Source organism: Chitinophaga japonensis, from assembly GCF_007830125.1.
Classification (GTDB): Bacteria; Bacteroidota; Bacteroidia; order Chitinophagales; family Chitinophagaceae; genus Chitinophaga; species Chitinophaga japonensis.
In genome coordinates this window covers 273,592-285,919 of record NZ_VLLG01000003.1, presented here as the reverse complement: position 1 = coordinate 285,919, position 12,328 = coordinate 273,592, and the positions used below count along the sequence as shown (strand labels likewise).

Sequence of the window (12,328 nt, the reverse complement as noted above, 5' to 3'; positions counted from 1 at the left end):
TGTTTTTAAAGGTGAAAGAAAAGTAAGCTTCTTGCTTATTCCACTACAGGACAAGTGTACACAACTAGTTTAAGCTGCTCTTTTTTTCATAACCGGAATCTGTACCGAAATTACGCAATCGATTGCATTTACTTGCACGTTATTTTCACAAATACAGATAGGATTTTAGCGAAAGGGCCCCTGAATTTGCCTGTAAGCCGGAAAGAAGGCCCCCCGGGCCCGGAAGGAGAGGTTTATACTTTTTTTTTGAGACAGCAGGATGAATATCAATTACTTGCAGCAGCCTGCCCGTAAAGCCACGGGATAATTAGTGTCATTTTAACAATTATAACTATTTTAACGTATATTTATCATAGGATAACACGATTCCGCTGTTCCGAGCCGGAAAGAAATGCCACGTTATGAAAGAAAAAAGCATCATCGCGGACCTGCAGCAGAAGATCGCCCTGTATGAGGACATGAACGCATACCGGGCGCTGTATGAATTACTGAATGAACGGCTGTTCTGGTTCGTCTATTCTTTCGTAAAGTCAAGGGAGGCCGCGGAAGAAATTGTTTCCGACGTGTTCATCAAACTGTGGACCATCCGTAACGAACTGCCGTCCATCGCCAATCTGCAGGTATACCTCTACGTCATTGCCAAAAATTTTTCCAAAAACTATATTATCAGGGAATACAAGTACCCGCATGTGTGCCTGGACGAGATACCGTTGGACGCCACAACCTCCGTCAACCCGGAAGAGCTGTACATCTCCGCCGAAATGGCCGGCAGGATCAACCACGCCATCCGGGAACTGCCGCCGCAATGCAGGCTGATCTTCCAAATGGCGCGGGAACATGGCCTCAAGCACCAGGAAGTAGCGGATATCCTGGGCATCTCCAGGATCACGGTACGCAACCAGCTCACCATTGCGGCCCGGAAAATAGCACAGTCCGTATACCCGCACCTGCAACCCGCCGCCGCCAAACAGCAATCCCGCTGCTAAGCACCCCGTTGGGAATCTGGATTTTGGGATTTGGATTTTTTTTTTCATCTCCTTGGTACATTCTTATTTTTTTATTGTCCTATTGACACATTATTTATAATGAAGGAGGAAAAAATCTGGGAGCTGATCATTTTAAAATTGTCGGGAGAAGCCAGCCCTGAACAGGAAGCGGACCTGGAGGAAGCGATGAAACAGTCGCCTGACCTGGTTTTCCCGCTGGGTATACTGGAAGGGATCTGGAAAAGCAAACCCGGCAACCAGCTACCCGGTACGGCAGACCGCTTTAACCGGCACCTGCAACGGCTGAGCAATCACCTGTCTGAAGACGTGCTGCAATACGATACAGCAGCACCGGCTTCTGCGCAGCCCTCCTCCCGCAAAAAGCTTTACCGGCGGGTGCTCCTGGCCGGCGCTATGGCCGCCTGCCTGGCGCTGGGGCTGATAATGGTATTGCACACCAGGCACAGACAGGAAAAAGCGCCTGCAGCAGCGGCGCAGCACCAGGTGTATACAAAGAAAGGCGCCCGCTCAACGCTGCATTTACCGGACGGTACGGAAGTGTGGCTCAATGCAGGCAGCAAGGTTAGCTACGAAAATAATTTTGCCGGCGGCGCCCGCGAGGTAACGCTGGAAGGAGAGGCTTTCTTTGACGTGGCCAAAGACCCGGACAGGCCCTTCATTATCCATACGGACATGATCGATATCAGGGTGCTGGGCACCGCCCTGAATGTGCGCGCCTATGCCGACGAAAAAGCCACGGAAACGGCCCTGATCCGGGGCGCTGTAGAGATCACCCTGCACCGCAGCCCGGAGAAACGGATCGTGCTCCGCCCGGATGAAAAGCTGGTAGTAAGAAACGACAGCCCGGCGCTTACCAAACCGCTGCCGATCATGACGCTTACGCAGGTGCATTACCTGGAACAGGACCAGGAACCCGCGCCCATGGAAACACTGTGGATGAAAAACAAGCTGGTGTTTGACGACGAGCCGTTGCAGCAGGTGGCCTTAAAGCTGGAGCGCTGGTACGACGTGAAAGTGATCATTGCAGACAAGGCGCTGGAGCAGGTGGAGTACAGCGGCGTTTTTGAGAACGAGGATATTTCACAGGTATTATATGCATTGCAACTGACAGGTAATTTTCACTATACCATCCGGGGCAAGGTAATTACTATAGGGCAATAAACACAAATTCCATTTTTTCACTGAAGAACTGAATTCCACATGAAAGCAGGAGCTACCTAATTTCTACCGTACACATTTATGCAAAAAGGGAGAATGCGCTAACATCCTCCCCTGTACATGTAAAAGACAGATAAAGCTCACGGGGGGTGAGCTATTCATCTTAAACCTAAACATTGCTAAAGTATGAAAAAACTACGAGAACGCTTGTCGTGCAGGGCGGGCAGCCGGACTATTAAATACGTATTGATGATGAAGCTGACCATCATTCTACTCGTGGGATTCATGATCCCCGCATTTGCCAATACCTATGGCCAGAAAAATATCAGCCTGAACCTGGAGCACACTTCGCTGAAAAGCGCGCTGAAGGCAATCGAGGGGCAGGGCTTTTACCGCTTTGTATACAAGACCCGGCTGCTCAGCGGGCAGGAAAAAATATCGGTCAACGTCCAGGATGCGCCGCTACAGGAGGTGCTGAACCTTCTCCTGGCCAACACATCCCTCACCTACCGGAAAGTGAGCGACAAACTGGTAGTGATCATGCACGCCAGCGAACCGGCGGAGCAGGCGGCGGTGGCTATTACCGTTACAGGAAAGATAGTGGACAAGGAGGGCAAGGCCCTGCCGGGTGTAAGCATACAGGAAAAAGGCACCAATAACGGCACGATATCCGAAGAGGACGGCGACTTTACGCTGACCGTTACCGGCAGCACGGCGGTGCTGGTAGTACGGCTGGTGGGATATGAAACCAAAGAGATCCCCCTGGCGGGGCATACCGGCTCCCAATTGAATATAGTGCTGGAAGTGTCCAACAAGGCGCTGCAGGAAGTAGTAGTGATCGGTTACGGCACACAACGGAAAAGCGATATTACCAGCGCCGTGGCCACCGTAAAATCGGAGAACTTTGTGAAAGGCGCGGTGGTGGATGCCGGCCAGTTGCTGCAGGGCAAGGTTGCGGGGCTCTCCATCTCCGCTCCCAGCGGCGATCCCACCAGCGGCACCCAGATACTGCTGCGCGGCAATACCACCCTGCTGGGCGCCAACGCCAACCCGCTGGTGCTGATAGACGGCATTCCCGGGGATATGCGCACGGTGGCGCCGGAAGACATTGAGTCCATTGACGTATTAAAAGACGGCTCTGCGGCCGCTATCTATGGTATCAGGGGCACCAACGGCGTAATCCTCATCACCACCCGCAAAGCCAGCGGCAATTTTGTAAATACGGTGGAATACAGCGGTTACGTGAGCACCGAAACCATGGCCCGCAAGCCGGATATGCTGACAGCCGCGGATTACCGCGCCCAGATCGCGGCCGGCACCCGGGATGCTGCCTGGGATTACGGCGGTTCCACAGACTGGATCAAAGCCGTGACCCGTACCCCGGTTTCTCATGTGCACAACCTTACCTACCGTGGCGGTAATTCCCAGACCAATTACCTGCTGAATATCAACTACCGCTCCATGGAAGGCATCTTCCAGAAATCGGACGACCAGATATTCCGGGGCCGGGTAGACATTAATCACAACATGCTGGACGGCAATCTGAAGTTCAACTTCGGCATGATCAGCTCCCAGGAGAAATACACCACTACCGGCGACGGCAGCAGCTTTAACGGCTATACCTGGCGGCAGGCCATGTGGCAGAACCCCACGCAGCCCATCCGCGACAGCGCCGGCAACTGGTTTGAAAAACCTTCCCTGTTTGAGTACGAGAACCCGCTGGCCCGCCTGTATGAAAGCGATGGCAGGAATACGGAGCAGCGGACGCGGTACAACGGCAATATTACGTTGACGCCCATCCAGGGGTTAAGATTGAATGCCCTCTTCTCCTACTCCAAGTACAACCAGTCCAGGGGCTATTCGGAGACCAAGCAGCACATCTCTACCCTCAGGGACGGCCGTAACGGGTATGCCTCCGTGGGCGCCGAAGAAAGCGTGGACCGGCTGATGGAACTGACAGCAGAGTACAGCAAAACCCTCCGCAGCCACCGGTTCACCGTACTGGCGGGCTACAGCTACCAGGAGAATGATTTCAGCGAAAACTGGATGCAGAACTGGGATTTCCCCACGGACATTTTCAGCTATAACAACATCGGCAGCGGCAATGCCATCAAGGAAGGGCTGGCGCCGGAATACAGCTTCCGCTCAGAAACCAACCTGATCGGCTTTTTTGGCCGTGTTACCTACAGTTATAAGGACCGCTACCTTTTCCTGGGCAGCCTGCGCCGGGAAGCCGCCAGCCAGTTATATGGCGCACAGAAACCCTGGGGCAACTTCCCGGCCGTTTCCGTGGGATGGCGTATTAACCGGGAGCCTTTTATGCAAAACGTGACCATCTTCGACGACCTGAAACTGAGAGCCGGTTACGGGGTGACCGGCACGGCGCCTTCCGCGCTCTTTTTAGGCGTAGCTACCCTCACCTATGGGGATTATTACCTGCTGAACGGTAACTGGGTAAGGTCCCTTACCCCTTCGCAAAATCCCAACCCCTACCTGAAATGGGAGGAAAAGAAGGAAACCAACCTGGGCCTGGATTTTTCCCTGCTGAAAGGCAGGATCAGCGGCAGCGTAGATTATTATATCCGCGATATTGACGGCCTGCTCTGGGAATACCAGGTGCCCAGCCCGCCCAACCAGTACCCCGTTACTACCGCCAATGTGGGCGTAATGCGGAACAGGGGCGTGGAAGTGCAGCTAAACCTGGTACCCGTTCAGAAAAAGAATTTTGAATGGAGCACCACCCTTAACTATAATACCAACAGCAATAAGCTGCTCCGGCTCTCCAACGACCTGTACCAACTCGCTACCAACTATTTTACTGAAGGCGCCGCGGGTGTGCCCATCCAGACCCACACGCACCTGGTAGAGATCGGGAAGGAGATCGGGAATTTCCATGGCTACAAGGTGATCGATATTTCCGAAGACGGGAAATGGATTTACGAAGGGAAGGACGGCAAACCCGTGCCCTACGACCAGTTCAACCGCGGCTTCGAAGACAAGAAAGTAATCGGCAACGGCGTGCCCAGGTTCCATGCGGCGTGGAACAACACGCTCCGGTACAAACGCTTTGACCTGAACGTGACCATGCGCGGGTCCTTTAATTTCCAGATCATCAACTCGCAAAGGATGTATTACGAGAACACGGGCTACCAGCAGGTGAACCGCCTGAAATCCGCCTACGACAAGGTATTCGGAAAGGCAGTGCTGAACACCAACCTGCCGCTGGAATTTAACAGCTACTACGTGGAGGACGGCGATTTCTGGAAGGTAGACAATATTGTGCTGGGTTATAACCTGCCGGAAACAGGTATCAAACACATCCGTTCAGCCAGGATATATGTATCCACGCGCAACACCTTTATGATCACCGGGTACAAGGGCATAGACCCGGAAGTAACCTGGACAGGACTGGCGCCGGGCAACGACTCCCGCGACAAGTATCCCACTACGCGTGCTTTTACCATTGGTCTTAACGTAAACTTTTAACAGATGAACAAGCAACATTATTCTATTATAGTAATCGTCTTTTTATGCCTGTTACCGGCGCTTTCCTGCACCAAGCTGAAAGACAATAATTACAACCAGGTAATAGTAGACCAGTTTGAGCCCGATGAAAAGGACCTGGAGCCGCTGGTGGCTGCCGCCTACATTCCCTGGCGGAAGCTGTTCAACTTCTGGCAAAGCTATTTCTGGGCGCAGGAATTGTCGGCAGACAACCTGCTGATACCCAAACGCCCCTGGGGCTGGGTGGACGATGGCGGCTACCGGCGCTTCCACTATCATAAATGGACATCCGAAGACGCCATTCCCGTAAACTGCTGGACCCGCACCTACGAGGGCATCAACAACTGCAACCGGGTGATCGAGCAGATCGCCACCGATGTGATCCCGGTATCCCAGGGAAAGGAAAATATACTGGCGGAGCTGAAAGTATTGCGGGCTTCCTACTACTGGGTGTTGTGCGATATGTATGGCAACGTGCCCATTGTTACGGATTTTACCGTACCGGAAGGCTACCTGCCGGAACAAAATACCCGCAAGGAGGTATATGACTTTATTGTGAAGGAGATCACGGAGAGCATTCCCCTGCTCAGCGAAAACAGGGACCAGTCCACCTATGGGCGGTTTAACCAGTGGGCCGCGCGAACCCTGCTGGCCAAAGTATACCTGAATGCCGAAGTGTACTCCGGTACGCCCGCCTGGAACCAATGCCTGGCGCAGTGCGATACGGTGATCAGCTCAGGATTGTACAGCCTGGAGCTGAACCAGAAGGGTGTATTCATTACCGAAAACGAACGTTCTCCGGAGATCATTTTCCCGCTGCCGTTTGATGAAAAGTATGTTACCGACTGGAATGCATTTGACCACCATATGCAAACGCTGCCGCAGGAGTGCCAGGCTACCTATAACCTTCAATATTCGCCCTGGGGCGGCATTTGCGCCGTACCGCAGTTCATTAACACTTTTGACCCTGACGATGCCCGCTACAAGGACAACTGGATAAAGGGACAGCAGTACTCTTCCGGTGGCGAAGCGCTGATAGTGCAGAACGGCCGGTTTACCGGCCAGCCGCTGAACCTCATCAACGTGGTGCCGGCCATTGATACCAGCGAGGCGATACATGGTTTCCGGCTGGGGAAATTTGAAATAAAGCAGGGCATTACCAGCCGCCTGAGCAACGATTTCCCATTGCTGCGGTATGCGGACGTTATCCTGATGAAAGCCGAATGCCTGCTACGCACCGGCCGTGCAGCGGAAGCGGCCGTAGAGGTCACCAAAATACGGCAACGCTGCTTTGCCGACAACCCGGCCAAAGCCACTGTTACCGCCGCAGACCTGCAGCAGGGCAGCAGCTATGATTATGGCCAGCGCGATGTACACGGCAGCACCAGTGAAGGCGGGGCAGATGTTCAGTACGGCCGGCTGCTGGATGAACTGGGATGGGAATTCTTTGAAGAGTGCCACCGCCGGCAGGACCTGATCCGCTTCAATGTTTTTGCGCGGAAATCATGGCTGTCGCACACACCCAATGGAGATTACCGGGAGCTGTTCCCGATACCCCAGTCAGAGCTGAACAAGAACACAAACCTGCAGCAGAATGCAGGATATTAGAAAGTAAGAAGTAGGAAGTAGGAAATGTACCGCTTAGTACCGGTGTTTCACCTACTTCCTACTTCTCACTTCTTACATCCTACTTCATATTAATATCCTACATTTTGCTCCAGCCTGCCGCCGCTGAACTGTATCTGCTGGGCAGGGATGGGAAATACTTCGTTCCGGCCGCTTACAAACGTTTTTCCGTGCGCCTGGAAAGCCGCGGCGGCTGTGCCGGGCGCCAGGGCGTCTTCCCGCACCAGCTCAAAGAAGCGGTCATGCTCCATCGCCATTTCCACCCTTCTCTCGTGCCAGATATCCGCGCGGGTCACGGCTGCCTTTGGCAGAAGGCCGGCACGCTGGCGCAGGGCATTGATATCGGTAAGGGCCGCACCGCTGTTACCCAGCGCCAGGGCGGCTTCTGCATGTATCAGCAGTATTTCGCCGTAGCGCAGTATGCGCAGGTTCTTGGGCAGGCGGTCCGGGTTGCCGCAGTACTGCTCCGCGATACGGCTGTGATAGGCTTTATAATTGTAACGGTCATTCTCCACGCTATCGCGGCCGGGTATACGAAAACCATCCCACAGCACCGTGCCGCCGGGGTTGATAAATATCACCGTGGCATTCATGCGCTGGTCGCCCGGCTCATATTCATCCAGCAGGCTCTGGGAAGGCGTGCCAAAACCCCAGCCAAGGTCGGCCCAGCCCCGCGCTCCGCCGGCGCGCGGGCCCTGGCATACGCTGTATACTTCTATGGCCGCATCGCAGGCGGCATTAATGCCTGTTTGTACTTCAAAAAGGGATTCTATGCTGTTCCTGCCCGTTTCCCGCCATATCTGCGCGTAATTATCCATCAGCCCGTAAGCGCCCAACTGGCCGCTGATAATGGAATCCGTAAGGCTGTAAGCACGCTGCCAGTTCTGCCGGTACAGGTTTACTTTGGCCAGCATACCTGCGGCGGCGCCTTTGGTAGCGCGACCCGTCTGGCTGCCTTCCCCGCCTTTTACCGGCAGGTTGGCCAGGGCAAATTCCAGGTCTGAAATGATCAGTTGGTAGATCTCGTCGCGGCTGGCCCGGGTCTGGTACGCATCACTGTCCGCCTCCTGCGGGGTGAGCACCTTATCTATTTTGGGCACACCGCCAAAAAGCCGTACCAGCTTAAAGTACAGGTAGGCACGCAGGAAACGGGCTTCGCCCTGCAGGCGGTTGTTCAGGCCCTGGTCAATGGTGGCGGACTCCAGTACCTGCAGCGCCTTGTTGGCCCTGGCAATGGCCTGGTAATACCCGGACCATATATCATTGAGCGTGGTAGTATTGGCGTCCATGGTAAGGTTATCCAGCGCTCCCTGGGTAGCAGCGGCGTCATCCGGGTTACTCCCCTTGTCCGCATCATCGGAAGCAATATTGGTAACGCCTACATAGGGAAAGCCATGCACCCGGCCTACCCACAGGTTATTATAGATACCGGTTACCAGGTTGGAGGCCGCTTCCGGGTCGGAGGTGGCGGCATCTTCATCTATCTGTCCCTGCGGGTTCACATCCAGGTAATTGTTGCACGCCATCAATATAACGGAGAGCATGCAACAGATACCAGCGGCTTTAACCAGGATACTTTTATGTATATACTTCATAACACTTTTTTTAGAATGAAAGATTTACGCCAAAGGCAAAAGTGCGTGTAGTGGGATACGCATTCAGCTCTATACCGGCATCCAGGATACCGCTGGTGTTGTTGGTAGTATTGGCAGTGCCGGAGCGGTTGTTGACCCTGTTATTGATGCTGTTATCAAAGTCAATGGTGCCTCCCGGCAGTTCCGGGCTGAAGCCGCTGAACTTTTTCAGCGTGAACAGGTTCTGGGAGGTAAGGTATACACGGAAACGGCTGATGCCGATAGCCTTCAGCTTGTCTGCCGGCAGGGAATAACCGATGGTCAGGTTATTACAGCGCAGGAAGGCGCCGGATTCCAGGAAATAAGTGGAAGCGGGCATGTTGGCCGTCAGCAAGCGCGGGTCCGTAGCAGAAGGGCGCTCCGCTGTCCAGCGGTTGTCAGCATATTCCGCTTCTATGTTGTCTGTAGTTTCGTAGCGGAACGCCTTTTTACCATTATAGATCTTGTTGCCGCCGCTGCCGTAGAAATCCGCGCTCAGGTCAAAGCCTTTATAGTTCAGGCCCAGGTTAAAGCCGTAGAAGAACTTGGGCTGGTAAGAGCCCATGAACTGTTTGTCATTATCATCTATCACACCGTCGCCATTGGCATCTTCGTATTTCAGGTCGCCGGGCTGGGCGTTGGGCTGTATCACTTTACCATCGGTCTGGTGGTTGTCAATTTCCTCCTGGTTCTGGAAAACGCCCAGGGACCGCAGCAGGTAGAAGCTGGCCACCGGGTGCCCGTTGGCGGTACGGGTCACAAAGCTCTGCTGTCCTACATTACCGCCCAGCAGGTCCTGTCCGCCGGCCAGGTCGGTGATCTCGTTTTTGTTAAAGGTAATGTTGCCGCCTACGCTGTAGCCCAGGTCTTTTGTAATATTATCCCGCCAGGTCAGCGACACTTCAAAGCCCGTGTTCTTGAAAGACGCCGCATTGGTGATATAGGTATTGTTCGGGTCGCCCAGTATACTGGGTATATTCACCACCGTTAGCGCATCTTTGGTTTTCTTGTTATAATAGTCCACTTCACCGCTCAGCCGGCTGTTAAGCATGGTAAACTCAAAGCCTATATCAAACTGGTTGGTGGATTCCCACTTGAGGTTGGGGTCTTTGGTGTCCTGCAGCGCAGTGCCCAGCGTAATGTTGTCGTCAAAGAAATAGGGCAGGTTCACGGTAGCGGTATTAATGTAGGCATTGGTAGGAATATTATCATTCCCCAGTATGCCCCAGCTACCTCTTAACTTCAGGAAGTTGAAGAAATGCTGGTCCAGCATGAAGGGCTCCTGCGAGATCACCCATCCCAGGCCCACGGTGGGGAAGTATCCCCAGCGCTCGCTGAACTTGGAGCTGCCGTCTGCACGGATGGAAGCGCTCAGCAGGTAGCGGTGGTCATATCCATAATTCACCCGGCCTACAAAGGACTGGCGGGCATATTTGTCCCCGCCGTTGTACAGCCTGGACTGCACATCGGGATTGCCCAGGTCCAGGTACCAGAGGTCCTCGCTTTCCGGTATATTAATACGGGAGCCGGTAAGGTAGGTACTGTAAAACCCTTCGGTAACAGAGCCGGCCAGTACGGTGAGGGAGTGTTTGCCAAAGGCCTGGTCAAACGTAACGGTATTGTCCCATACCCAACCCTGTGAGCGGGAGTTGTCTACCGTCAGCACACTGTTTTCAGAGCGCTGGTTACCGCCGGCTACCAGGAAGGTATTTTCGTCATTCAGGAATTTATACTGGTAGATCCGGTCATTACCCCAGCGCAGATCTGCATTGAAGGCCGAGCGGAATTTCAGGAAGGACACCGGTGTAAATTCAAGGGCTACATTGCCCTGCAGGCGGCTGTCCTGCTGCCGGTGATTCTTCTTGTCCAGCGACAGCAGCGGGTTGCCCACATTGCCCCAGGCGGAAGTGTTGCCGTAGCGGTCGCCTTCTTTGGCGGGCACTATCGGCGCTGCCCGGTAAATATTGCCGTAGATACTGTTCAGGTCCACGTTGCGGCCATCGCCCCGGGAATAGGACAACTGCGTGCTGAACTTCCACTGATCGGATATGTTTACTTCATTATTGGCGCGCAGGGTAAAGCGGCGAAACGTATTGGTCCTGATGATGCCGTTATCTTCTATAAACCCGCCGCTGAAAAAATAGGTGTGCTTTTCCGTGCCGCCGGACACAGAAAGGTTGTGATTCATCTGGAATGCCTTCCGCAGCACGGCATCGTACCAGTTGGTGGAGCCTGCATACGTGGCGGCATCATTAACAGGGTCCCTGCTGGGAGCGGCGTCCGCCAGGTAATCTATATACTGGTCACGGTTGGCCATATCCACCAGGTTGGCGGCTTCCCGGAAGCCCACATTCGCATCGTAGCGTACTACCGGTTTACCGGCCTGGCCCCTGCGGGTGGTGATAATGATCACGCCATTGGCAGCACGCACCCCGTAGATGGCGGCAGAGGCGTCTTTCAACACATCCATGCTCACAATATCCGCGGTGTTGATGTTCCGGATATCGTCCGTCAGCACCCCATCCACTACGTAGAGCGGGTTGGCGCCCGCCATTACGGAGCCGGTGCCGCGCACCCTGATCTGGGGTTGAGTATTGGGCTGCCCGGAAGTGATCACCTGCACGCCGGCTATCTTGCCCTGTGCGGCCTGTGTAGCGGTAAGCACCGGCTGTTTGGCCAGTTCCTCCCCTTCCACGGAAGAGATGGAGCCGGTCAGGTCGCGCTTACGCTGCGTACCGTATCCCACCACTACCACCTGCTCCAACTGGCTTTCCGTGGACTGCAGCACAATATCCAGGCTGGACCTGCCGGCTATGCCTATCTCCTGCGGCAAATAGCCCAGGTAGGATACCTGCAGGGTATCGCTTCCTTCCGGCACATTCAGCGTAAAGGTGCCGTCCGCGCCGGTAGTGGTGCCGGTGGAGGTGCCTTTTACACGTATGGTAACGCCTATCAGCGCCGTACCGTCCTTATCGGTTACCTTTCCCCGGACGGGCGCTTCCTGTACAAAGGCCGTAGCAGGTACGGCGGCCGTATCTTCCGTTATACCCGGCGGCTTTATGACATACACTTTTGGATCTACCTGCGTATACTGCAGGTTCAGCGGCGATAACAATGCATGCAGGACATCCTTCAGCGGCGCGCTCCCGTTGAAGGACAGCGGTCCCTGCACCTGCTTATCCGCCACCAGCCGGGCGTTATAGGCAAAACTGATGCTATAGGTTTTTTCGAGCTGCTGCAGGGCCTGCCGGAGGGGGATAGCGCCTGCTTTTTGTGAGGGAAGGGGCGTGTCCGGGTTGGCGGATTGTTGTTGCCGGTAAGCGAGGTCCTGTGCCTGTACCATAAAGACAGCAGCCAGGAACAGCACCAGCAAGGTAATGCCCTTGTAAGTACCTGTTACTTTCATAACGATCTGTTTTT

General features: G+C 54.2%; 6 protein-coding genes. 4 read left to right on the top strand and 2 right to left on the bottom strand.

What is annotated here, in order from left to right; genetic code table 11:
• The first annotated feature begins 401 nt into the window (after positions 1-401).
• The 4 genes from LX66_RS10185 to LX66_RS10170 all read left to right on the top strand — a co-directional run bounded on the left by LX66_RS10185 (position 402) and on the right by LX66_RS10170 (position 7,277).
• Positions 402-986, top strand: coding sequence for an RNA polymerase sigma-70 factor (locus LX66_RS10185; RefSeq protein ID WP_145712687.1), 585 nt, complete (start codon positions 402-404; stop codon positions 984-986).
• A gap of 99 nt (positions 987-1,085) precedes the next feature.
• Entirely contained in the window at positions 1,086-2,168 is a 1,083-nt protein-coding gene (locus tag LX66_RS10180) for a FecR family protein (RefSeq protein WP_145712685.1), read from the top strand.
• Between the two features lie 183 nt (positions 2,169-2,351).
• Positions 2,352-5,651, top strand: a complete 3,300-nt coding sequence (locus LX66_RS10175; protein ID WP_211366162.1) for a SusC/RagA family TonB-linked outer membrane protein — start codon at positions 2,352-2,354, stop codon at positions 5,649-5,651.
• A gap of 3 nt (positions 5,652-5,654) precedes the next feature.
• A complete protein-coding gene (locus LX66_RS10170) occupies positions 5,655-7,277 on the top strand; it encodes a RagB/SusD family nutrient uptake outer membrane protein (RefSeq protein ID WP_145712682.1) in 1,623 nt (540 codons plus the stop codon).
• 89 nt (positions 7,278-7,366) lie between these two features.
• Here LX66_RS10170 and LX66_RS10165 read toward each other — a convergent pair whose 3' ends face one another.
• Together LX66_RS10165 and LX66_RS10160 are read right to left on the bottom strand one after the other, a co-directional pair.
• Positions 7,367-8,890: a RagB/SusD family nutrient uptake outer membrane protein gene (locus LX66_RS10165; RefSeq protein ID WP_145712680.1), complete on the bottom strand. Its 1,524-nt coding sequence runs from the start codon at positions 8,888-8,890 to the stop codon at positions 7,367-7,369.
• 10 nt (positions 8,891-8,900) lie between these two features.
• Positions 8,901-12,314, bottom strand: coding sequence for a SusC/RagA family TonB-linked outer membrane protein (locus LX66_RS10160; RefSeq protein ID WP_244620358.1), 3,414 nt, complete (start codon positions 12,312-12,314; stop codon positions 8,901-8,903).
• Between the last annotated feature and the right edge of the window lie 14 nt (positions 12,315-12,328).

Excerpts from the sequence above, each read along its gene's own strand:
- LX66_RS10185 (WP_145712687.1), top strand. The coding sequence starts at position 402 with ATGAAAGAAAAAAGCATCATCGCGGACCTGCAGCAGAAGATCGCCCTG.
- LX66_RS10180 (WP_145712685.1), top strand. The coding sequence starts at position 1,086 with ATGAAGGAGGAAAAAATCTGGGAGCTGATCATTTTAAAATTGTCGGGA.
- LX66_RS10175 (WP_211366162.1), top strand. The coding sequence starts at position 2,352 with ATGAAAAAACTACGAGAACGCTTGTCGTGCAGGGCGGGCAGCCGGACT.
- LX66_RS10170 (WP_145712682.1), top strand. The coding sequence starts at position 5,655 with ATGAACAAGCAACATTATTCTATTATAGTAATCGTCTTTTTATGCCTG.
- LX66_RS10165 (WP_145712680.1), bottom strand. The coding sequence starts at position 8,890 with ATGAAGTATATACATAAAAGTATCCTGGTTAAAGCCGCTGGTATCTGT.
- LX66_RS10160 (WP_244620358.1), bottom strand. The coding sequence starts at position 12,314 with ATGAAAGTAACAGGTACTTACAAGGGCATTACCTTGCTGGTGCTGTTC.